The sequence below is a fragment of the Krasilnikovia sp. MM14-A1004 genome (genome assembly GCF_047159485.1).
In the GTDB taxonomy this organism is placed as follows: Bacteria; Actinomycetota; Actinomycetes; order Mycobacteriales; family Micromonosporaceae; genus Actinoplanes.
The window spans coordinates 4,432,898-4,455,271 of the sequence record NZ_AP038773.1 but is presented as its reverse complement, the minus strand read 5'-3'; the positions used below and the strand labels follow the sequence as shown (position 1 = coordinate 4,455,271).

18 protein-coding genes and 1 pseudogene are annotated in these 22,374 nt (G+C 71.2%); 7 read left to right on the top strand and 12 right to left on the bottom strand.

The annotated features are described in order from the left end of the window. The 5 genes from ACMCNN_RS18980 to ACMCNN_RS18960 are packed head-to-tail and all read right to left on the bottom strand — an operon-like array spanning position 1 to position 4,643. Positions 1 to 1,299 carry a Ni/Fe hydrogenase subunit alpha gene (locus tag ACMCNN_RS18980; protein WP_412741856.1) on the bottom strand — a complete coding sequence of 433 codons (1,299 nt, stop codon included), beginning with the start codon at positions 1,297 to 1,299 and terminating at the stop codon, positions 1 to 3. After that, complete coding sequence (locus tag ACMCNN_RS18975; protein ID WP_412741855.1) at positions 1,296 to 2,120, bottom strand: oxidoreductase; 825 nt, start codon at positions 2,118 to 2,120, stop codon at positions 1,296 to 1,298. Before ACMCNN_RS18975 ends, ACMCNN_RS18980 begins: the two co-directional genes overlap by 4 nt. Next, entirely contained in the window at positions 2,120 to 2,962 is an 843-nt protein-coding gene (locus tag ACMCNN_RS18970) for an FAD/NAD(P)-binding protein (protein ID WP_412741854.1), read from the bottom strand. Before ACMCNN_RS18970 ends, ACMCNN_RS18975 begins: the two co-directional genes overlap by 1 nt. Then, a complete protein-coding gene (locus tag ACMCNN_RS18965; protein ID WP_412741853.1) occupies positions 2,959 to 3,474 on the bottom strand; it encodes a cyclic nucleotide-binding domain-containing protein in 516 nt (171 codons plus the stop codon). Before ACMCNN_RS18965 ends, ACMCNN_RS18970 begins: the two co-directional genes overlap by 4 nt. After that, positions 3,471 to 4,643, bottom strand: coding sequence for a 4Fe-4S dicluster domain-containing protein (locus ACMCNN_RS18960; RefSeq protein ID WP_412741852.1), 1,173 nt, complete (start codon positions 4,641 to 4,643; stop codon positions 3,471 to 3,473). The genes ACMCNN_RS18965 and ACMCNN_RS18960 overlap by 4 nt, the downstream gene beginning before the upstream one ends. Positions 4,644 to 4,954: 311 nt before the next feature. On the opposite strand from ACMCNN_RS18960, the gene ACMCNN_RS18955 reads away from it, so the two are divergent. The 3 genes from ACMCNN_RS18955 (at position 4,955) to ACMCNN_RS18945 (ending at position 9,245) form a co-directional block, all read left to right on the top strand. After that, positions 4,955 to 5,647, top strand: a complete 693-nt coding sequence (locus ACMCNN_RS18955) for a CBS domain-containing protein (protein ID WP_412741851.1) — start codon at positions 4,955 to 4,957, stop codon at positions 5,645 to 5,647. Positions 5,648 to 5,801: 154 nt separating this feature from the next. After that, positions 5,802 to 6,806, top strand: coding sequence for an Acg family FMN-binding oxidoreductase (locus ACMCNN_RS18950; RefSeq protein WP_412741850.1), 1,005 nt, complete (start codon positions 5,802 to 5,804; stop codon positions 6,804 to 6,806). A gap of 102 nt (positions 6,807 to 6,908) precedes the next feature. After that, on the top strand, positions 6,909 to 9,245 hold the full coding sequence (locus ACMCNN_RS18945; RefSeq protein WP_412741849.1) for a heavy metal translocating P-type ATPase: 2,337 nt from the start codon (positions 6,909 to 6,911) through the stop codon (positions 9,243 to 9,245). 20 nt (positions 9,246 to 9,265) lie between these two features. Here the strand turns inward: ACMCNN_RS18945 and ACMCNN_RS18940 are convergent, their stop codons facing one another. Both ACMCNN_RS18940 and ACMCNN_RS18935 read right to left on the bottom strand, forming a co-directional pair. Next, positions 9,266 to 10,480, bottom strand: a complete 1,215-nt coding sequence (locus ACMCNN_RS18940) for a sensor histidine kinase (RefSeq protein WP_412741848.1) — start codon at positions 10,478 to 10,480, stop codon at positions 9,266 to 9,268. Beyond that, positions 10,477 to 11,160 (bottom strand): response regulator transcription factor, encoded by a 684-nt coding sequence (locus ACMCNN_RS18935; protein WP_412741847.1) that lies wholly within the window; start codon positions 11,158 to 11,160, stop codon positions 10,477 to 10,479. Before ACMCNN_RS18935 ends, ACMCNN_RS18940 begins: the two co-directional genes overlap by 4 nt. 97 nt (positions 11,161 to 11,257) lie before the next feature. On the opposite strand from ACMCNN_RS18935, the gene ACMCNN_RS18930 reads away from it, so the two are divergent. Beyond that, a complete protein-coding gene (locus tag ACMCNN_RS18930; RefSeq protein WP_412741846.1) occupies positions 11,258 to 11,773 on the top strand; it encodes a DUF2231 domain-containing protein in 516 nt (171 codons plus the stop codon). Here the strand turns inward: ACMCNN_RS18930 and ACMCNN_RS18925 are convergent. Together ACMCNN_RS18925 and ACMCNN_RS18920 are read right to left on the bottom strand one after the other, a co-directional pair. Then, a pseudogene (locus tag ACMCNN_RS18925) lies at positions 11,751 to 11,942 on the bottom strand (metal-sensitive transcriptional regulator); the annotation flags it as partial. The gene ACMCNN_RS18930 and the pseudogene ACMCNN_RS18925 overlap by 23 nt on opposite strands. Positions 11,943 to 12,042: 100 nt before the next feature. Beyond that, entirely contained in the window at positions 12,043 to 12,702 is a 660-nt protein-coding gene (locus ACMCNN_RS18920; RefSeq protein ID WP_412741845.1) for a hypothetical protein, read from the bottom strand. Between the two features lie 194 nt (positions 12,703 to 12,896). Between ACMCNN_RS18920 and ACMCNN_RS18915 the strand changes: the two genes are divergently transcribed. Together ACMCNN_RS18915 and ACMCNN_RS18910 are read left to right on the top strand one after the other, a co-directional pair. Beyond that, positions 12,897 to 14,027 (top strand): DUF4185 domain-containing protein, encoded by a 1,131-nt coding sequence (locus ACMCNN_RS18915; RefSeq protein WP_412741844.1) that lies wholly within the window; start codon positions 12,897 to 12,899, stop codon positions 14,025 to 14,027. 16 nt (positions 14,028 to 14,043) lie between these two features. Beyond that, positions 14,044 to 15,294, top strand: coding sequence for a serine hydrolase (locus ACMCNN_RS18910; RefSeq protein WP_412741843.1), 1,251 nt, complete (start codon positions 14,044 to 14,046; stop codon positions 15,292 to 15,294). A gap of 40 nt (positions 15,295 to 15,334) precedes the next feature. Here the strand turns inward: ACMCNN_RS18910 and ACMCNN_RS18905 are convergent, their stop codons facing one another. The 3 genes from ACMCNN_RS18905 to ACMCNN_RS18895 form a co-directional block, all read right to left on the bottom strand. Continuing rightward, the gene (locus ACMCNN_RS18905; protein ID WP_412741842.1) at positions 15,335 to 16,375 is read right to left on the bottom strand and encodes an ABC transporter ATP-binding protein; all 1,041 of its coding nucleotides are present in this window, start codon (positions 16,373 to 16,375) and stop codon (positions 15,335 to 15,337) included. Continuing rightward, positions 16,372 to 17,862 (bottom strand): ABC transporter permease, encoded by a 1,491-nt coding sequence (locus tag ACMCNN_RS18900; RefSeq protein ID WP_412741841.1) that lies wholly within the window; start codon positions 17,860 to 17,862, stop codon positions 16,372 to 16,374. Before ACMCNN_RS18900 ends, ACMCNN_RS18905 begins: the two co-directional genes overlap by 4 nt. Before the next feature lie 107 nt (positions 17,863 to 17,969). Next, the gene (locus ACMCNN_RS18895; protein WP_412741840.1) at positions 17,970 to 18,974 is read right to left on the bottom strand and encodes an iron ABC transporter substrate-binding protein; all 1,005 of its coding nucleotides are present in this window, start codon (positions 18,972 to 18,974) and stop codon (positions 17,970 to 17,972) included. A gap of 156 nt (positions 18,975 to 19,130) precedes the next feature. Between ACMCNN_RS18895 and ACMCNN_RS18890 the strand changes: the two genes are divergently transcribed. Further along, positions 19,131 to 21,728 (top strand): AMP-binding protein, encoded by a 2,598-nt coding sequence (locus ACMCNN_RS18890; RefSeq protein WP_412741839.1) that lies wholly within the window; start codon positions 19,131 to 19,133, stop codon positions 21,726 to 21,728. Positions 21,729 to 22,374 lie beyond the last annotated feature (646 nt).

The following is a 22,374-nucleotide window of genomic DNA, read 5'->3' as shown; positions in this document are numbered from 1 at the left end:
TCAGCCCCGGTCGATCGTCAGGTCGAGGAAGTGGGTGGAGCAGGAGATGCACGGGTCGTAGTTGCGGATCGCCTGCTCACACTCCGCGGTCAGCCGCTCGTCGTCGAAGTCCAGCCGGGCCGCGACGAAGCGGCGCAGGTCGTCCTCGATGCTGGCCTGGTTCTGCGACGTGGGCGGCACGATCCGGGCCGTCGTGATCAGCCCCTCGGCGTCCAGGCCGTAGCGGTGGAACAGGATCCCGCGAGGTGCCTCCGTCGCGCCGAAACCGACCCCCGCCCGCGGCGGCACGTCCACGGCGGGCCGGGCGGGCGGCTCGTACTCGTCGATCAGCCGCAGCGCCTCCTCGACCGCGTACACCACCTCGACGGCGCGGACCAGGATGCTCTGGTACGGGTTGCGGCACTCCTCGCCCAGCCCGGCCGCGTCGGCGGCCTCGCGGGCCAATGGCGACAGCCACCGCCGGTTGAGCGTGTACCGAGCGGCCGGACCGACCAGATACCGGCCACGGTCGGCCAGCCGGGCGTGCAGCGCGGTGGAGTGCGGCACCTGCTCCTCGATGACGTGCTGCTCGAAGTCACGCGGCCCGAAGGTCAGGCCGCCCGTGGTGGTGACGGTGCCGTCCTCGATGGCGTACCGGCCGTCGGTGGTCAGCGCCAGCATCTCGTGGTCGTGGTGGAAGTCGGGGAACTCGAACCCGGCCGCCCATCGCACGGTGTCCAGGGCCTGGTCGAGTGCCACCCGCAGCATGCGGGCCAGCGCGGTCAGCTCGCTGGGTGCGGGAGCGCGGTAGAAGCCGCCGACCCGTACGTTGATCGGGTGGATGGCCCGGCCGCCCAGCAGCTCGACGATCGCGTTGCCTGCCTTCTTCAACGCCAGACCGCGCTCGACGAGGTCCCGGCGGTCCTTCGCCAGCTCCAGCGCGCTCGGGTAGCCCAGGAAATCCGGCGCGTGCAGCAGGTAGATGTGCAGGGTGTGGCTCTCGATCCACTCACCGCAGTAGAGCAGCCGCCGCAGGTCGGCGATCGGCCCGCCCACGCTGACCCCACAGGCGTCCTCGATCGCCGCGCACGCGCTCATCTGGTACGCCACCGGGCAGATCCCGCAGATCCGGGCGGTGATGTCCGGCGGTTCGGTGTACCGGCGCCCCCGCAGGAACGCCTCGAAGAACCGGGGCGGCTCGTAGATCTCCAACCGGACGTCCTCGACGGCGCCCCCGCGGACCCGTACGTGCATGGCGCCCTCACCCTCGACGCGGGCCAGCGCCCGCACGTCGAGGGTCCGATCCGACCGGTGAGTCATTCCCGCTCCGTTTCCACGTTGCCCGGACCCGCCGCCGGGGGAGGGCCGACGGTCACCCGGGACAGCTCGACGAACGCGGGTGCGGCCGCGTTGAAGGTGCGGTAGGCCCGGACGATGTCGGCCTCCGACATGCCGGTCGCCCGCAACAGCCCGGCCTCGGCTCCGGCGTTGGGGGACTCCATCGGCCCGAAACAGCCGTAGCAGCCACGCTGGTGGGCCGGACACAACGCCCCACAACCCGCATGCGTGACCGGGCCGAGACACGGCGTCCCGTGCGCCACCACCACGCACGCGGCATGGCGCTGCTTGCATTCGAAGCACACGCTGTGCGCGGGGATGTTCGGCTTGCGGCCGACCAGCAGCGCGGTGATGACCTCCAGCAGCTGGCGGCGGTCGATGGGGCAGCCGTGCAGTTCGTAGTCGACGTCGACGTGTGCGGCGATCGGGGTGGAGGTGGCCAGCGTGGACACGTACTGCGGATGGGCGTAGACCACCGAGGTGAACTCGTCGACGTCGGCGAAGTTGCGCAACGCCTGCACCCCGCCGGCGGTGGCGCACGCGCCGATGGTCACCAGCGTCCGGGACATCTGCCGGACCCGCTGGATGCGTTCCGCGTCCTCCGGCGTGGTGATCGAGCCCTCGACCAGGGACACGTCGTACGGGCCGGGCAGCACCGCGCGGCTCGCCTCCAGGAAATGCGCGATGCGCACCCGCCCCGCCACGGCCAGCAGCTCGTCCTCGCAGTCGAGCAGGGTCAGCTGGCAGCCGTCGCAGGACGCGAACTTCCACACCGCCAGGGTCGGCATTGCGTCGTCGGCCATCACAACTCCCGTACGCTCAGCAGCGGTTCGGCACCGGCCCAGTCGACGACCGGCCCGTCGCGGCACAGCAGCAGCGGCCCGAGCTGGCAGTGGCCGCACCAGCCGGCGCCGCACCGCATGGTGCGTTCGAGCGACACCTTGATCCGGCCGGCCGGGACGCCGCGCGCGAGGAGCCCCCGGGCGGTGAACCGCATCATCACCTCCGGGCCGCAGAGGAACGCGACCGTCCGCGCCGGGTCGAACGCCGCGCGGGCCAGCAACGACGTCACCACACCGACGTGCCCGCTCCAGCCGCCGTCCGGCCGGTCGACGGTGACCTCGACGTCGATGCCCGCCTCGGCCCACGAGCGAAGCTCACCCTGGTAGAGCAGGTCGGCCGGGGTGCGGACCCCGACCAGCACGCTCACGCGCCCGTAGCGGGCCCGGTCGGCGAGCGCGGCCAGCACGACCGGCCGCAGCGGGGCGAGACCGATTCCACCGGCGACGATCAGTACGTCCCCGCCGTCGGCGTCGGGCAGGTCCCAGCCCGTGCCGTATGGCCCGCGGACCCCCACCGTGCCGCCCGGCGCCGTGCCGGTCAGCGCCCGGGTGACCGCGCCGACCGCGCGGATGGTGTGCACCAGGCGGTCGCCGCTCGCTCCGCCGCCGCTGAGCGAGATGGGCACTTCACCGATTCCGTACGCGGTCAGCATCGCGAACTGTCCGGCCGCGAACGGCGGGAGCGGGCCGGAGTCGTGCGCCAGCTCCACCGTCACGGTGTCGTAGGTGTCCACCCGCCGCGACACCACCCGGTAGGGGACCGGCAGCGCGGTGGTGACGGACGCGGCGGCCGGCGCGGTCACGACGGCACCCCGGTCGAGGGCCGGCCGGCCTGCGCCGGGGTCGCGTACAGGGCCAGCACCCGCAGCCGGGTCGCCATCAGCCGCTCGATGATGACGGGCGTGAAGCAGCGCAGGATCGCGTACCCGAACGCGGGGTCTTCGGCGCAACGGTTCCGGACGGCGGCGGCGTCGAACGCGACCGTCGTGGTGGTCTCGCGGGCCACCGCGCCGAAGTGCCACCGGTAGGGCGGGTGCAGCCACGACCAGCCCAGGACGGTGTCTGCGGACAGTGTCTCGATGACCTGTTCGCCCCGGCCGGGCACCTGCATGTCGAGGGCGACGCTGCCGGACCGGATCAGCCAGAACCGGTCGGCGACCCCGCCCTCGGCGAAGAGCCGTTCGCCCGCTCGGTAGGACTGTGGCGTGCCGTCGGCGGCCAGCTGCGCGTGCTGGGCGGTGCTGAGCGCGGCGAACACGGTGCGGGCGGCAATCGCGTCGCTCATGTCCTTGCTGGGTTCGGTGCGGTCGGTCACGGCGAGTCCTCTCGTGCGGGGGTCTCCGGCGCGGGGAGGGCCTCCTGCAGGGAGAACAGCGCGGCCGCCTCCCGGGTGATGTCGATGCCGGTCGGGCACCAGGCGATGCACCGGCCGCACCCCACGCAGCCGGACGACCCGAACTGGTCGTGCCAGGTGCCGAGCTTGTGGCTGATCCACTGCCGGTAGCGGGATTGGCCGCTGGTGCGCACGCTGCCGCCGTGCAGGTAGGTGAAGTCGAGGTCGTAGCAGGAGTCCCAGCGACGCCACCGCTCCGCGTGCTCGCCGGTCAGGTCGGTGACGTCCTCCGTCGTGGTACAGAAACAGGTCGGGCAGACCATGGTGCAGTTGCCGCAGGTCAGACAGCGCGACGCGACGTCGTCCCAATGTGGCGACTCCCGGCTCGCGGCCAGCATCTGCGGCAGGCCCTCCGTGCGTAGCGTGCGGCCCATCCGGGTGGCGGCCGCGGCGACGGCGCCCTCGGCCTCGCGCACGGTCGCGTCGTCGGCGACCTGATGGGGTACGGCGGCCAGCACCTCCGCCCCGACCGGGGTGGCGGCCCGCACCAGGAACCGGTGCCCCGCGTCATCGACGAGTTCGGTGAGTGCGAGATCGAAACCGGATTCGGCACGCGGGCCCGTGCCCATGGAGGTGCAGAAGCAGGTGGCGCCCGGCTCCGTACACTCCACGGCGATGATCAGGTTGCCGTCGCGGCGACCGGCGTAGATCGGATCGACGTGCCCTCCACCGGTCAGCACCCGGTCCAGCACGCCGATCGCGGCCAGGTCGCAGGGACGGACTCCGAGCAGCGCATACCGGTGCGGCTCGTCCGGTTCGGGGATCACCGTCCCGGTGGACCGGTCGGCCGACCACATCCGGGCCCGCGCCGGGTGCAGTACCTTCTTCCACGACTGTGGCCCGGCCGAGTGGGCGAAGGCGGCATTGTCGTCGCGGGGGCGCAGACGGTAACGGCCCGCCTCGGTGTCGACGCCCCAGCCGTGGGGCAGTTCCGTGGCGGACGTGAGTTCGTCGAGCACGATCGCGCCGTCACGGACGGTCGGGCCGACCACCGTATAGCCGCGGCTGTGCAGCGTGTCGAACAGGTCCTGCAGAGCGAGCGCCTCGATCACCGTCGGCGGATCGTGCCGGGCATCGCTTCCTGGCTGCATGTCACACCCCTTGACATCTCGAGGCCGCACGGGACTGGTGCCCGTTGGCCCGCGGTTTGCCGTTGGGCATTCACCACTGTGCGGAGGTCAGGATCGGTGGCCACGCCCAAGGATCATCGCCCGGTGATTCTCCGGACATGGACCGATGTCACAACTTCGAGGGACCTTTGGCTCGGGCGCCCTCGACCACGAGAGCCCGCGGTTGACGGGAGTCCTGCCGGGACGGTGGGCCCGCCCGGCAGGGGCGCTCGACTCTGCCCGGCCCGCACACGGTGGACGTAGCGTGACGGCCGAGGGCCGAGGAGGGTCGCATGCTGAAGAACCTGACAGTGGACGACGTGATGACGACGAAGGTCATCTCTGTGCCACCGGATGCTCCGTATCGCACCGTGGTCGACATGCTCATCGCGCACCGGGTCAGCGCCGTGCCCGTCGTGGACGACTTCCTCCGGGTTCTCGGTGTGGTTTCGGAAGCGGACCTGCTCAACAAGATCGAATATGCAGGAGACGAGCCGCGCCTGTTCGAGAGCCGCAAGCGCCGGCGCCAACGGGACAAGAGCCAAGCCGCCACGGCGCGCGACCTCATGACCGCGCCGGCCATCGCGGCGATCAGCGGCATCACCACCATCGCGGCCGCGGCACGTCAGATGGACGAGCACGATGTCAAACGCCTGCCGGTCACCGACGACCTCGGCAGGCTGGTCGGCATCGTGTCGCGCGGTGATCTCCTCAAGGTCCACCTGCGCCCGGACGACGACATCCGCGTCGACGTCGAGAACGACGTTCTCGGGATCGTCCGCGCGGAGGAGGCGACTGGCGTCAATGCGACGGTGAGTAACGGCATCGTCACCGTTGTGGGCGCCGTCGAGCTGTGGTCCACGCGCGACATCGTGGAACGGCACATCCGGCGAATCCCCGGTGTCGTGGACGTTGTCAGCCAACTGACCTACGGGTTCGACGATCGGACGATGGCCGGGCCCGGCATGGGCTTCGGAATCAGCTGACCGCACCGGACAGCGCGCCATGCGCGAGCGGCGCCTGATGAGCGTACGGATCATTGGTCCCGCTCCGGCGGGGCCTTTCGCCTCGTGCCCGCGAAAGGCCGATGATTCACAGTGAAGGTATGGCGCCGGCACTGGAAGTAGGTGTGCAACCACCATGACGATCCGCACCGGCTCGACCGCCGCGGTCCTCGCGCGGGCCGCGGCCATGGCGGGCTATGCACCGTCGGTCCACAACACGCAGCCCTGGCGGTGGGCGATCCGGCCCGACCGGATGGAGCTCACCGCCGTGCGGAGCCGGCAACTGCCGGCGAGCGATCCGGACGGCCGGCTTCTGATGATCAGCTGCGGAGCCGCGCTGCACCACGCCCGGACGGCGCTGACCGCGACCGGCTGGAACTACACCGTCGACCGGCTGCCGGTCCCGGATCAGCCCGGTCTTCTGGCGGTGCTCACGCCGACCGCGCACCGGGAGCCGGACGCTGCCGCAGCGCGGCTGGTGCAGACCATGGAGCTGCGGCACACCGATCGGCGTCCGGTCAGCGACACCCGGATCCCGGATGCCACGCTGACGCAGGTCGTGGCGGCGGCTGAGGCGGAGGGCATCGCTTGTGGCCTGCTCACCGGCGAGCACGTCTACGACCTGGCCGGCGCTGCTTCGCGGGCCGACGCGGTGGAGAAGGCAGACCCTGAGATTCAGGACGAGCTGGCGTACTGGATCGGACGCCACGACAGTCTGGGCATACCCCCGGCGGCGCTGACCGGTGAACAGCCCGCAACGACGGTGCCGGTGCGGGACTTCGGGCAGCCGGGAACCCTGCCGTCCGGTCCCGGGCATGACCGGACGGCCCGGTACGCGGTGCTGTTCGGCGCTTCGGACGAGCCGTCGTCCTGGTTGCGGGCGGGGGAGGCGCTGTCCGCGGCGTGGTTGACAGCGACCCGGCTCGGCGCCTCTGTGCTTCCACTGAGCGCGGTGATAGAGGTGCCGGCGACCCGCACCGCGCTGCGCCGGGCGATCGACGACCTGGGCTGGCCGTTTCTCGTGCTCCGCATCGGTATCGCGGATCCGGACCACACCGGCGCGGCGCACCCCCCGCGGCTGCCCACCGCCCAGATCGTCGACCTGGAGGAGGTACGTCACCTGCTGGGCGGGACCGACTGAGCGGGGCCTTCCCGCGTGGGCGCTCGACTCCGGTTCCACACGAACGTACGGCGAGAGGTGGGTGACCCGGGGATGGTCGGGGAGTCTGTGCAGGCAACGCGGATGCGGTTGGCCGACCTCGTGATCCCGCTGCTGTTCGCGGTGTCGACGCTGCTGCTGCTCGGCGGTGTCGCCGCGGCTCTGGTCGGAGCGGGCCCGGTCGCCGTCGGTTTGTGGGTGGCGGCGGCGTTGCTGGGGCTGGCCTACTCCACGGTCACCCTCGTCGACGCGGTACGCCATCGGCGCCCGAGCGTGGACGTGATCGCGTGGCTCGCACTCGCCGGCGCCCTCGCGGTGGGTGAGGCGTTCGCGGGCGCGGTCATCGCGGTCATGCTGGCCAGCGGTGTGCTGCTGGAGAACAGGGCAGAGCGGCGGGCGCGCCGGGAACTCAGCCTGCTGGCCGCGCGGGCGCCTCGGACCGCGCGTCGCCTCACCTCCTCCGGTGTCGTCCAGGTCGCCGTCGGAGACGTGGCTGTGGGCGACGCTCTGCTGGTCGGTTCCGGCGAGATCGTGCCGGTGGACGGGCGTCTGCTGGGCGCCGCGGTCCTGGACGAGTCCGCGCTGACCGGCGAAGCCCGCCCCGTCGAGCGCCGCGCGGGGGAGGATGTGCGCAGCGGCGTGGTGAACGCCGGTTCGCCGCTGCAGATGCGCGCCACGGCGACGGCGGGCGCATCGACGTACGCGGGCCTGGTGCGGCTGGTCGAGCATGCCCGCGCGGACAACGCGCCGTTCGTGCGTGTCGCCGACCGGTTCGCGGTCGCGTTCGTCCCGCTCACGCTCGTGCTTGCCGGGGCGGCGTGGGCGCTCACCGGCGATGCCGTGCGGGCCGTCGCGGTCCTCGTCGTGGCCACGCCGTGCCCGCTGCTGCTGGCCGCACCCATCGCGATCATGTCCGGGCTGTCCCGGGCCGCCCGTGCGAGTGTGGTCATCAAGGGTGGCTCCGCGCTGGAGCGCCTCGCGGCCGGCCGGGTGCTGCTGTTCGACAAGACAGGGACGCTGACGCGCGGCCGGCCCACGCTCGCGGACATCGTCACGACCGGGCCGGTGGGCGCCGCCGAGCTGTTGCGCCTGGCCGCGTCGCTCGACCAGACCTCGGCGCATGTACTCGCCAGCGCCATCGTCACCGCTGCAGGCGCCCGCGAACTGCCGTTGACCATGCCGACGCAGGTCGTCGAGCGACACGGGTACGGGGTCGAGGGCGTTGTCGACGAGCACCGCGTCCGGCTCGGCAAGGCGTCCTGGATTGTCGGCGACCCGGCACCCGCGTGGGTGCGCCATGCGCGCCGCCGCGCGGCCCTGGACGGGTCGCTGACGGTCTTCGTTTCGGTCGACGACGTCCCTGCCGGAGTTCTCCTCCTGGAGGATCCGCTGAGGCCCGAGGCCCCGCGGATGATGCGCGCGCTGCGGGCCGCGGGAATCGACCGGACGGTCCTGCTCACCGGCGACCGCGCCGACATGGCCGAGATGGTCGGCCGCATCGTCGGCGTCGACGCCGTGCATGCCGAGCGCGACCCGGCCGGCAAACTCGCGATCGTCCGCGACGAGCAACGGCAGCGTCCGACGATCATGGTGGGAGACGGCATCAACGACGCCCCCGCGCTGGCCGCGGCGAACGTCGGCGTGGCACTGGCCGCGCGCGGCGTCACGGCGTCGGCCGAAGCCGCCGACGTCGTGATCACCACGGACCGGGTCGACGCGCTGGCCGATGCGATCCTCATCGCCCGGCGCTCCCGACGTATCGCGCTGGAAGCGGTCGTGGCGGGCATGGGCCTGTCGCTGATCGGCATGGCGGCCGCCGCGGTGGGGCTGCTGCCTCCCGCCGTCGGCGCTCTGGTCCAGGAGGCGATCGACGTCGCGGCGATCGTGATCGCGCTGCGCGCGCTGCTGCCGGCCCGCACCCACACGGTCGTCCTGCCGCCGGCCGACGTCGCCACGGCGCACCGTCTCTACGCCGAGCACAACGCGGTCCGTCCGATCGTCGAACAGGTCCGAACCGCGGCAGACGCGCTCGCCGCCGGGGACGATCTCGCCGCTCTGCGCAGCCTGCTGGAGCGGCTGGAGTCCGACCTGCTGGCGCACGAACGGGCCGAGGAGGCCGAACTGCTGCCGATCGTGGCGCGGGCACTGGGTGGGCCGGAGTCGGTCGGCGCACTCAGTCGTACGCACGCAGAGATCGAGCATCAGGTGCTCCGGCTGCGGCATCTGCTGGACGAGATCGGCACGGTGTGCGATCAGGAGGACGTCATCGAGATGCGAGGACTTCTCTACGGCCTGTACGCGATCCTGCGCCTGCACAACGCGCAGGAGGAGGAGAACGCGTTCAGCCTCGTGCCGACGGCGGCGCCCGGCCGATCGCCCAGCCCCGCTGATGCTCACGGCGTCTGCCCGGACACGGTGTAGTCGGCTCCACTCATCGGCCACTAACATGCTGCAGGCAGGCGGACGGTGAAGGTGGCGCCCTCGTCGGGCCGGCCGGTCGCGTCGATGGTGCCGCCGTGGCCGGTGACCACCTCGCGCGCCAGTGCCAGCCCGAGCCCGAAGCGGCGCTGATCACCGTGACCGCGGGCGAAGCGGTCGAAGATGCGCTGCGCATCGGCCGGGTCGAACCCCGTACCGTCGTCGCGTACCGCCAGGGTCACGGGCCGGGGACCGCCCTCCGACCGCAGTTCCACGGCGACGTGCCCGCCCGCAGGGGTGTGGCTCAGTGCGTTGTCGACCAGCGCGGTGACGACCCGGCGCAGGGCGGCCTCGCGCCCGCGGACCAGCGACGGACCGTCCGGGTCGGGACTCAGCACCAGCTCGATGCCGTCCTGCTCGGCACGGGTGCCCAGCGCGGCGACCACGCCCGCCGCCACCACCCCGAGGTCCACCTCGGCGCCGTCATCAGCGCGGGGCTGGGTGGACAACAGCAGGTCGTCGACGACCTCGCCGAGCTGCCGGGTCCCGGCCACGAGCTGCTCGATGTCCGGGGTCATCTGCGCCGGTGACGCCCCGGAGCGCAGATCGCGGTGCAGCAGTTGGGCGCGGGTGTGCAACTGCGCGAGCGGTGTACGCAGTTCGTGACTGGCGTCGGCCACGAACCGCCGTTGCCGGGCCAGTGCCTCGCCCAGCGGCGCGGTGGCCCGGCGCGCCAGCAGCGCGCCCGCCACTCCGGCGGCGGCCAGCCCGAGCAGTCCGGCCACGCCGAGGACGGCCAGCAGCCGGTGCCGCTCCCGTTCCTGCTCCGCCATGCTGCCCACGACCTGCACCACGCCGTCGCCGCGGGCCCTGGTGACCACCAGGTAGTCGGTGCCGTCGCGGTCCATGGCGGACAACTCGGTCGGGCCGCCGGCCCGGACCCGATCGAGGGCGGCTCGGTCGGGGAACCCGCCGGGCGCATCGTCGGTCGCGGTCAGAGTCCCGTGCCCGTCCAGCTTGAAGATCCACATGCCGGGCGGCGGGTCGACGACGTCCTCCTCCGTGGCGGCCGTCTGATCCACGGAGCGTTCGAAGGCGATCCGCCGGCTGCGGTCGGCGGCACCGATGACGAACGCCCCGGTCAGCAGCAGGATCAGCGCGACCGCCACGACGTTCTGCAAGGCGAGAACCAGACGGGCGCGGCGCAGCAGCAGCCGGTCGGGATCGGGCCCGCTCACAGTGCGCCCAGCCGGTAGCCGGTTCCGCGGACCGTGCGCACCACCTCGGCACCCAGTTTGCGGCGCAGGTAGTGCACGTAGGTGTCGACGAGCGACTCGGCCGCGGCGTCGGGGAAGACCTTCGCGACGATCTCCGCCCGGCTGAACACCCGAGAGGGGGCCTCCGCGAGCATCCGCAGCAGATCGCTCTCGCGCCCGGAGAGGGTCGCAGCGCTGCCGTCGACGGTGGTGACCCGGCGGGTGATGAGGTCGAACTCTGCGGTGCCGACAGCCATGGTGTGCGCACGTGTGCCGGCGCGGCGCAGCAGCGCCCGTATCCGGGCCAGTAGTTCGTCGACCTCGAACGGCTTGACCAGGTAATCCTCGGCGCCGCCGTCGAGCCCGGCCACCCGGTCCTCGACGGTGCCGAGGGCGGTCAGCACCAGCGCCGGAGCCGCCACGTCGCGGCGGCGCAGCCGGGCCAGCAGGTCGAGGCCGTCGATGCCCGGCAGACCCCGGTCGATGATCAGTACGTCGTACTCGCGGGTGAGCGCGAGATGCAGGCCGGTCTGGCCGTCGCGGGCCACGTCGGCGGCGTATCCGACGTCGCGGAACAGGCGTACGAGCAGTTCGCCCAGTTCTCTGTCGTCCTCCACCACCAGGATGCGGGTCACCGTCATACCGTCGCTCACCGCGCTCACGCCACCCAGCGTGACACCACAAAATCGGAGAACTCGAAGAAATCGTCCGTACGCTCGTCGGCGATAGCCGTCCCGAACCCGCTTCGGAAGGAACGTCATGGGCACCGTCAACGGACTCCCGGCGCACGTCCTGCTCGTGCACGCGGTGGTCGTCCTGCTACCACTGAGTGCGCTCCTGCTCGTGCTGACGGCGGTCTGGCCGGCCGCTCGGGCCCGCCTGGCCGGACCCAACGCCCTGCTGGCCCTGGCCGTGGTGGCACTGGTCCCCATGACGACCAGCGCGGGCGAATGGCTGGAGCGCCGGGTACCGAGCAGCACCCTGCTGCACGACCACACCGAACTCGGCGACACCGCGATCTTCTACGCCATACCGCTCGCGGTGCTCGCCGTGCTGGTCTGGTGGCGCCAGCGGGAAGCCACCGGCGCCGGGACCGGAAACCGTACCTATCTGGCGCCCGGATCGGTGGTCGTCACCCGTGTGCTGGTGGCGCTGGCGGTCATCGTGGCCGGTGCCGGGATCTACGGCATCTACCGGATCGGCGACTCCGGTGCCCGGGCCTCCTGGACCGGGAACTTCAGCACCACCGCCCACACCGACGGCCCGCCCGACTGATCAGCGGCCGTGCCGACCGGTCGAGTGCCCGGGACACGGCGGCGAGCTGGGTGACGACATCGGCGCAGTCGCGGCCGGACTCCAGCATGGCGATCACACCGCGGATCTGGCCCTCGGCGCGACGCAGCCGCTTGATGACATCACCCGCCGCTTCGGCGTCGATCTCCATGCCCCGCCCCCACTCGTGTCGTCGATCCACAAAATACCCCACGGGGTACCGTCGGCCGGCGCGACAGGATTCGACCGGGAACGGGTGAAGCACAGCGGGCTCAGGGCAGGGTCACGTAGCCGTGGCGGGCCTTCCAGAGGAAATACTTCTCGAATCCGAGCTTCATGAGGTGTGCCTGCGGGCCGGGGATGAGCACGCCGTGCTTGCGGGGTGGCAGCATCCTGTCCGCGAGGATGATGACGCCGTTGTTGCCCGCGTCCATGACACAGACGGCCCTGATGTCGCCGAACGCTTTCGTTCGGGCCGGCTCCGCGCCGCGGATCTGCGCGGCGATGTTGGCGGCCGCGGTGTGCGCCATCACCTCGGTCGGGAAGCCGGTCTTCGGGATCCCGACCGGCGTCGGGGTCTGCCACGGAACGTCGACCGCGGCGGCGACGCCGACCGCGTAGACGTCGTCGTACTTCTCGCTCTGATACGTGTCGCGCACTCGCACGTAGCCCTGGCCGTCGGACAGCATCCCGGCCCGGCGCACGACCTCCTGCCCGGTGAACGGCGGCACCACCATCGCGTACGAAAACGGGATCTCGGTGCCGTCACCCAGCACGACCGCGTCGGCCGCGACGTGGTCGATCGGCCCGCCGAGGTGGGCGTCGATGCGCTCCTTGCGCAGGAACATCGTCAGCAGGGATTCGCCGTGCGGCAGGCCGCCGATGCCGAAGTGGCCCGGGAACGGCTCGGCCGACACATAGGTGAGCGGCACCCGCTTCTTGATGCCGGCCCTGCGCAGCCGGGCGCAGACGCCGAAGTCACCATCGCCTCCTCATGAGCCGGTGGGCGCCTGGCGGCATTCCGACATCCCCGGCCGGCCGAAATGCTGGACCTGGTCCATGCCAGGCCCAACACTGGATGGGCGCGGAGCTGAGGTCCCGGGTGGGCGGCGAAAGGTTGTGACTCATGGGCGGGGGCGGGCATCGGCTGGAGCCTGATCGGCCGTGGCAGGACATTCTCACGGGTGGCGCCAACCGGGTACGTCCCGCGCCGCCGCTGCGGGCCGAGTTGCAGGAGCTGGCGCGGCAACCCGCGCAGTTCGTGAAACGGTTGACCGGCGCCGACCTCGAACCGGCACGTCGGTGGCGGGTGGCCGGCACGGACCTGGGCATCCCGTACCTGTTGGAGAACGGGTCCGTCGGGTTCCTCTTCGGGGACACGTTCGCGTCGGCCTGGCCGGAGCAGGGTGACGACTGGCGCTCGCCGGTGATGCTGCGATCGAACGTCCATCCCGCCGCCCCGGGCGGGATCGTCTTCGACTCGGCCGCGCGGGTGAAGGGCGACGGCCGGGCCCCGCAGCTCATGGACTACATCCACGTTCCCAAGCCGCTCGCCAACCCGAACGCTGAGATCACCAGGATCCCTAACGACGCCGTCTCCTCTCCCGAGACGGGCCGCCAGGTGCTGTCGTACATGGCGGTCTACGACTGGCCCGAGAACCAGCCGTGGCGCACGGGCCGGGCCGGGCTCGCGTACTCCGACAACGGCAACGACTTCACCGACGTGCCGGGCGCCGCATGGGCCAACGACGCGGCCAACCTCGACGCCTTCCAGATGTGGACGATGCAGCGGGACCGCAGATTCGTGTACGTGTACTCCGTGCGCGCCGGCCGGCAGCATGGCCCGATGATGCTGCAACGGGTGCCGTGGCAGCGCATTCTCGAGCCGGAGGCGTACGAGCCCTTCGGCTGGCGCCAGGACACCGGGTGGCGGTGGGGGCAGCAGTGCACCTCCGTGCTTGCCGAGGAGCCCTTCGGGGAGCCGTCGGTCCGGCTGCTGCGCGACGGCGTGTGGGCGATGACGTACTCGCTGCCCGGCCGGATCGTCTCCCGGCGGGCCGAGCGGCCCGAGGGCCCGTGGAGTGAGCCCAAGGTGCAGGTGACGGCGGCGCAGGAGCCGTTTCTGTACGGCGGGTTCATCCATCCGTACTCCACCAGCGCCATCGGTGACCTGCACCTGATGGTGAGCACGTGGCAGCAGAACCCACCCGGCACGTCGCACGCCTACCACGTGTCGCAGTACGCCGGGACGCTGTGAAGGGGAGTGGATCGCCATGCCGGGCAAGGGATCCGAACTGCGGGAGGGCCTGAGCGGCGAGCTCGGCGAGGCGCTCATGGAGTCTGTCGACTTCGACGGTCTGGCCGCACGACTGGGTAGGCCGCGCGGCGAGCGGAACGTTTTCGAGGACGTCCTCGGTGAACGCGCCTCCGGAGTGGAGATCTCCGACGGCATCGAGCGACCGTCGCGGACCCTGCACCAGCTCGACCTCGGAAGCTTCGGCGTCGACCTGGCGAACCGATTCAACGGGCAGTGCAACGGTTACGTCCTGCGCGTGCTGGAGCCCGCCGGGCCCGGCCTGACCATGCAGAGCGGCAAGGCCCGCACCGCGGCCGACGGCGACGTCGACTGGACACCGGACGTACGGATGCATGTGGCCAGTGTCAGCAAGCTGGTCACCGCGATCGCCGCCCGCAGGGCCCTGGCCGACGCCGGAGTCCCGGGCGGGACTGCCATCCACCCGTTCCTGCCGTTGTACTGGCGTCGCGGGCCGGACGTCGACCAGCTCACCTTCGACATGTTGCTCACCCATCGCTCGGGCTTCTACAACCCGACCACCGACCTGGCCGTCTACGGCGAACTCAAGGGACAGATCGCGCGGGGGGCGTTGCTGGGCGTCCCACTGGGCAACGCCACCTACCAGAACGTCAACTTCGGTCTGTTCCGCATCCTGATCCCCGTGCTCAGCGGAGCCATCAAGGTCTCCCTGACGGCGCCCAGTGGGGTCGAGGACGACCACGACCGGCTGTGGGAGGCCCTGAGCATCCAGGGCTACCACGACTACGTCCAGCAGCAGGTGTTCGCCCCGGCGCAGCTGGCCGGTGCGGCCACGGCGAGCGCCCCCGGCAACGCCCTGGCGTACCAGTGGGGTATGCCCGGCGCGGGGTGGGACTCCGGCGATCTGTCCGTCACGTCGGCCACCATCGGCTGGCACCTGACCGCGGGTGAACTCGTACGCCTGCTGCACGCCTTCACGAACGGCGCGATCGTGCCGAGTGCCGATGCGTGGGCCATGGTGGAGTCCGGTTGGGGGGTCGACCGCAGCAAACCGACCAGAGCCGGCCGCTACTTCCTCAAGGGAGGACGCTGGCAGAGCGCCAACAATCAGCTCGAACAGGCCGTCGTGGGTCTGCTCCCCGGCGGCCTGCCCTTCGCGCTGCTGATGAACTCCCAGCTCGGCCCGGACACACCGTTGCTGATCGACATCGTCGCCAACGCCATCGAGGCGCATGTCGTCGTGGCGTAGACCTCTCCGGTTCAGGCTCTGGGTGGTGCCAAGCCCGCTGTCAGGCTCGGTCGCGGGGAAAGGCGAGGACGTCGCCGGTCACGCTGACCCGGACGGTGCTTCCCGGCTCGGGCAGTTCGATGCCGGACAGGCGGGCCGTGACACCGATGCCCTCCGGCTGTACGCAGAGCCGCACGGCGGCGTCATGGCCGTAGTAGCTGATCTCCTGCACCGTGGCGGTGGGCCCGGAGCCGGTGCGGTGCAGGAGGAGTTGCTCGGGGCGGATGAGCACCTCGGCTGGACCGGCGAGGTTGGACGTGCGGACCGACAGGGTGCCCAGTGCGCAGGTCGCCGCGCCGTCGGTGACCTCGGCGGGTAGGAGCACGGCGTCGCCGAGGAAGCGCGCGATGTGGGCGTCGTGTGGCTGCCGGTAGATGGTGGCGGGCGGGTCGAGCTGGGCGAGGCGTCCGTCGCGCATGATGCCGACCTGATCAGCGAGCGACAGCGCCTCAGCCTGGTCGTGGGTGACCAGGATCGCGGTGGCGTCCGTGGCGCGCAGGGCGCTTGCGACGGCGCGTCGGGTGTCCTCCCGCAGGCCGGTGTCGAGGGCGCTGAACGGCTCGTCGAGCAGCACGAGTTCGGGTTCCGGGGCCAGTGCCCGGGCCAGGGCGACGCGCTGTTGCTGGCCGCCGGACAGCTCGTGCGGGAAGCGTCGGGCGATGGCCTGGTCGAGCCCCACGAGGTCGAGCAGTTCGTCGAGCCGGTGCCCGGAGCGCCGATGGCGGCGGGGCAGGCCGAAGGTGATGTTGGCGGCCACCGTGCGGTGCGGGAACAGGGCGCCTTCCTGGGGTACGTAGCCGATCCGCCGGCGCTGCGGGGGGACCGAGCGACCATCGGCGAATGCGGTCTGCTCGCCGAGTTTGATGGTGCCCGTGTCGGGGTCGGCGAAGCCGGCGATGAGCCGCAGCAGGGTGGACTTGCCGCACCCGGACGGGCCGAGCAGCGCGGTGAAGGTGCGGGCGGGCACGTGCAGGTCGATCCCGGCGAGCACGGGGACGGCACCGTACGACTTGGTCAGGCCCTGCACGGTCAACGCGGTCATGCGGCGGCCGTCCTCTCCGGGTCGCGGGTGAGCAGGTAGGTGGCCGGCGCGGACAACAGCACCATGACGGCGGCGTACGGAGCGGCCGAGCCGTAGGCCAGGCTGTCGCTGTAGGCCCAGAACTGGGTGGCGAGCGTCTGGGTGCCGGTCGGGGCGAGCAGCAGCGTGGCGGTGAGCTCGGTGACCGCCGCGACGAACACCAGTGCTGCGCCCGCGCCCAGGCCCGGCGCGATCAGCGGGAGTGTGACCCGCCGCAGTCTGGCAAGCGGCGACAGGCCGAGGCTGTGTGCCACATCGTCGAGCAGTGGCGGCGCCTGGGCGAGGGCGGCCCGCACGCTGACCACGGCGCGGGGGAGGAAGAGGATCGCGTAGGCCGCGACCACCAGCGGGATCGTCTGGTACAGGCCAGGGGCGATGCGGATGCTGATGGTCACCAGAGCCAGGGCCACCACGATGCCGGGCAGCGCGTTGCCGAAGTAGGTGCTCCGCTCGATGAGGGTGGTGAGCCGGCCGGGGCGGCGCACGTCGAGCCACGCGAGGGGTAGTGCCAGTGCCACGGTCACCACGGCGGCGGTGGCGCCGAGCCCCAGCGAGCTGGCCGCTGCCGTGCCGAGCGGACCCAGCGCCACGGTGACCGATCCCTGCAACAGCCAGTAGGTGAGACTGCCCAGCGGCACGCCGAGCGCCAGTACGGTCAACAGTCCCAGGCCCGCCGTAGCCGGCAGCGTCATGGCGCGCAGGCGCGCCCGCGGCGCGGGGCGCGCGGAGCCCGCACCGACCCGTGCGTACCGGGCCCGGCCGCGCAGCCGCAACTCGGCGAGGAGCAGCAGCAGGCAGCACAGCAGCAGCACGGCGGCCAGCATGGTGGCAGCGGAGCCGTTGAACGAGGACTGGTACTGCTCGTAGATGGCGACGGTGAACGTGGGAAAGCGCAGCATCTGCAACGCGCCGAACTCCGCCAACAGGTGCAGCCCGACCAGCAGGCACCCGCCCGCCACGGCGGGGCGCAGCTGCGGCAGCACCACGGCGGAGAACACTCTGAGCGGACCCCGGCCCAGTGCGCAGGCGGCTTCCTCGAGCGCGGGGTCGAGCCCGCGCAGGGCCGCCGCCACCGGCAGGTACACCAACGGGAAGTAGGACAGGGTGACGACGAGCAGCGCGCCACCGTAGCCGGTGGCGCCCGGCAGCAGCGATACCCAGGCGTAGCTGTTGACGAATGCCGGGACCGCCAGCGGGGCCACGAGCAGTACGCGCCACAGGCGGCGCCCCGGCACGGTGGTGCGTTCCACCAGCCACGCCGCCCCTGTGCCGAGCACTGCGCAGGTGAGTACGCCGCCGCCGAGCAGCAACGCCGTGTTGCCCAGCAGCTCGGCCGTACGCGGTCGCAGCACCAGCTGTTCGATGTCGGTCCAGCTCGACGTCGCCACGTAGAACACCACGAACGCCAGCGGCAGCAGCACCAGCAGGGCGACGAGGACCCCGAGCACCGGCGCCGCGGCGGGGTAGCGGCGGCTGGCGAGGCGTCGCGGCGGCTGCCGCGCCGGCCCGGGTGCCGGTGCGTCCGCGGTGGCGACAGTGGTCGGGGCGGAACCGGTCAGAGTAGACCTGCCTTCTGCATCAGCTGGATCACCTCGGGCCCGTTGAGGGTGGCCGGATCGACCTTGGGGGGATCGAGCTCACTCATCGGCTTGAGCTGGGGGTTGCTCACCCCGTCGGCGACCGGGTACTCCATCGCCTTGCTGTCGGCCAGCACCTGCTGGCCGGTCCTGCTGGTCAGAAATGCCAGGAACCGCTGGGCCTGTGCCTGCTTCGTACTCGAGGCGAGCACACCCGCACCGGAGACACTGAGGAACGCTCCGGGATCGGCGTGGCCGAAGAAGTGGAGCTCCGCGTTGGCGCTGCCGGTACCACCCGAGGCCCGGTCCTTGTACCAGTAGTAGTGGTAACTGATCCCCGCCGGTACCTCGCCGGAGTTGACCGCTTTGAGGATCGCGATGTTGTTCGTGTAGATCTTGGCGTTCCGCTTGAGCCCGTCCAGCCACTGCTGGGTGGCCGCTGTGCCCTTCAGTGCGAGCACCGCGCTGACGATGGCCTGGAAGTCGGCCCCGGAGGGTGCGATACCGAACCTGCCCTGCCAGGGCGGCTGCGCGAGATCCAGGATCGATTTCGGGAGCTGGTTCTGCGGCAGCGCGGTGGTGTTGCGGACCAGCACCGTCGAGCGGGCGGCGTAGCCGATCCAGCTGTGGTTCGACGGTACGAACCCGGCCGGCACCTGAGCCACCGTCGGGTCCTCGACCCGGGCGAACAGGCCCTTGCCCGCCACGAGGCCCATGGCCGGCGAGTTCTCGGTCATGAACACGTCCGCGGGCGATGCCTTGCCCTCCTGCACGATCTGGTTGGCGAGTTCCGAGTCGGCGCCGGGCCGGATCTTGACCTTGATCCCGGTCTGCTCTGTGAACTTGTCGACCATCGCGGAGAGCAGCTCGCCGTGCGGCGCTCCGTACACGATGAGCGTGTCCTTGTCGTCGCCCGACCCGCTCCCGCAGGCGGTCAGAGCCCCACACAACAGCACGGCCAGGAGCCGCCTCCACTGACGCATGCCGTCCGTCGCCCTTCCCTGCCGTCGATTAGGTTAGGGATACCTTAGACGAGGTCTTCGTCGGCGGTAAGTGACGGACGTCTCGGGCCCCTGACGAGCTAATCCCTGGTCAGCCAGGTGGACAGTTAGGTTTCCCTTACCTTACTGTCACGAGCCGTGAAGCCGCACCGCCCCACTCACCCCGACATCGGCCCCCGCCCTCTGGGGTGTGACCTCCTGACGCATGCGGACCGGATCGCGTTGATCACCCAGCGCGACACAATCTCGTACGGTGAGTTGGCGCGGCGGGTGGCACGGGCGGCTCGCCGGCTCGGCGGCGGAAGACGCCTCGTGCTCATCGCCGGTGCGAACGAGGTCGAATCCGTCGTGGCGTACCTGGGCGCGCTCGCCGCCGGGCATCCGGTGCTGCTGGCGCCGGGCGACAACCCGGCCGCGGTCGAGACGTTGACGGCGACCTATGACCCTGACGTGGTGGTTCGTCGGGCAGGCCGCCGCTGGCGGTACGAGCAGCGCCGTGCGGGATCGGCGCACGTGCTGCACCCGGACCTGGCGTTGCTGCTGAGCACCTCCGGCTCCACCGGTTCGCCGAAGCTGGTCCGGCTCTCACACGACAATCTCCGGGCGAACGCCGAGGCGATCGCCACCTATCTGGACATCCGCGTGACCGATCGCGCGGCAACGACGTTGCCGATGCACTACTGCTACGGGCTGTCGGTCATCAACAGCCATCTGATCAAGGGCGCCGGAGTGATCCTGACGGACCGGTCGGTCGCCGACCCGTCCTTCTGGGAGTTGTTCGGCCGCGCGAACGGCACCACGTTCGCCGGCGTGCCGTACACATTCACCCTGCTCGATCGGATCCGGTTCGAGACCATGCGGCTCCCGCACCTGCGGTATGTCACCCAGGCCGGCGGCCGGCTGGCGCCGGACCAGGTACAGCGCTACGCCGAGCTGGGCCGGGAGCGCGGCTGGGACCTGTACCTCATGTACGGGCAGACCGAGGCGACAGCACGGATGGCGTACCTGCCGCCCGGTATGGCCGTGACGCATCCCGGGGCGATCGGGGTGGCCATCCCGGGCGGTTCGCTGCGATTGGAACCGGTCGACGGCGTCGCCTCTCCGGACAGCGGCGAACTCGTCTACACCGGCCCCAACGTGATGCTCGGTTACGCGGAACAACCCGCGGACCTTGCCCTGGGACGTACCGTGCACGAGTTGCGTACCGGTGATCTGGCCCGGCGCACGGCCGAGGGGATCTACGAGATCGTCGGTCGGCGCAGCAGATTCGCGAAAGTGTTCGGGCTGCGTATCGATCTGGAACGGATCGAGGCGGGGCTGGCGGCCGACGGAGTGACCGCGTGCTGCGCCGTACGCGACGATCAGCTCATCGTGGTTGTCCAGGAAGGCCATCACTGCAGTGACATCGACCGGCTGGTCGCCGGTCGGTGCGGGCTGCCGGTGCGTTGCGTACGGCTGGTCCTGGTTTCCGAACTGCCCCGACTGTCGTCGGGCAAGCCCGACTACCGGGCGGTCGGCGCACTCGCCGGGGCCACCCAGCCGCCGGACGGCGCGGGCGACGCCTCCGCGCCCACCGACCTGCGCGCCCTCTATGCGGAGATCCTCGACCGGCCCGACGCCAGCGACGACGACAGCTTCGTCAGCCTCGGCGGGGACTCGCTGTCGTACGTCGAGATGTCCGTGCGGCTGGAGGAGGCGCTGGGTGGCCTCCCGGCGGGCTGGCAGGCGATGCCGATACGCGAACTGTCGGCCAGACCCGACCCGCCGCCGGTACGCCGACAGAGGGTCGACACCACGGTGCTACTGCGCGCGATCTCGATCGTCCTGATCGTCGGCTCCCACATTCATGCCTTCACCATCCACGGCGGCGCCCACCTGCTGCTCGCGGTGGCCGGTTTCAACTTCGCGCGCTTTCCCCTCGCGGCGGGCGACCGGCGCGAACGCATCCGGCACATCGCGACCACCGTGGCGCGCGTTGCCGTGCCGACGTCGATCTTCGTCGCCGCGGTGGTCCTGCTCACCGACTACTCGTACACCTGGAAAAATGTCGCCCTGCTCAATGAGGCGATCGGCCCCCGCCTCGGCGACGAGCGGAACCTGTGGTTCATCGAGACGTACATCTACATCCTGCTGGCCCTGGCGCTCGTGATGGCCATTCCGGCGATCGACCGGTGCGTGCGGCGGTTCCCGTTCGCCGTTCCCGTGACGCTCCTCGGCGTTGCCCTCACCGTCCGGTATGGCCTGATCCCTGTCTCGCCCATGCACCACATGGCCACGCCGGTCCAGGTGTTCTGGCTCTTCGCGCTCGGGTGGGCGGCCGGCAAGGCGGCTCTGGCCCGGCAACGCTGGCTGGTCACGGCGATCACCGTGGCCGCGGTCCTCAACTACGACAGCGAGCGCCTACAGGTGGCGGTCGTGGGGGTGGGTGTCCTCCTGCTGGTCTGGGCGCCGACGCTTCCCAGCTCGGTGATGCTGCGGCGGATCGCCGGCACGGTGGCCGGCGCATCACTGTGGATCTACGTGACCCACTGGCACGTCTACCCGATGCTCGACCACTATTCCCGGTACCTGGCCCTGGTCGCATCGCTGGTCGTCGGGGTGCTCTACGGCGGCGTCGTGCAGCGCCTGACCGCCAGGTTGTCGAGGTTGCGCCGGCCGGCGTCCGAGCCGGCAGCAGACTCCGTGCCCGTCGCTGCATTTCCTCGAACCGTCGTACTCAATGACCGGAGCGGTTGATATGCCGGGGGTCGTATGTTCGCGGTCAAGCTTGGGCTGATCACTCCGCGGTAGCCGTCGGCGCACTCCATGACGGTCCGGCCGTGTGGGGAGGTCCGCCAGTTGCTGGGTAGTTCAGCAGGCCGACCGGAACAGGAGGGGCCGCCGGTGGGCATCCCCGCAACGGGGATCGGCCGCGAATCTCTCCGCCACGGGTGCATGCCTTCGGCCGCAACAAGGTCGGTGGCGGGACGGCGCTCTGCGGAGCAACGCGGGCGCCCAGTAGCTTCTGGCGCGCGGCGGGCCGACCCGGCGGGCCAGGGGCTCCGGCGTACGCGCGGATCCCCCGAGGTCGGCGCGGCTGAGCGAATCCAAGGCCTGCACGGTCACCTGAACCTGTTTCACTGGTTGCCTCCGGCTTGTCACGTGTGCGGCGTCAGTCTCCGGAGGCCGTATTCAAGAAATCTCCACGCCGCCTTGCCCGCGGTGTGCGGGCCATGAAGGTTGCGCCGGGTGTCGCACGGCGACACCGGGCACTCGGGGAGCGTGTTCCGCGCATCCACATCCACCAAGGGGCGGCATATCCGATATGCCGTCTCAAGCAAGGACGATCCGACCGAGCGGTTGCATCGCGTCAGCCGGTCGGGGCGGGGCACCGTCCTGATTC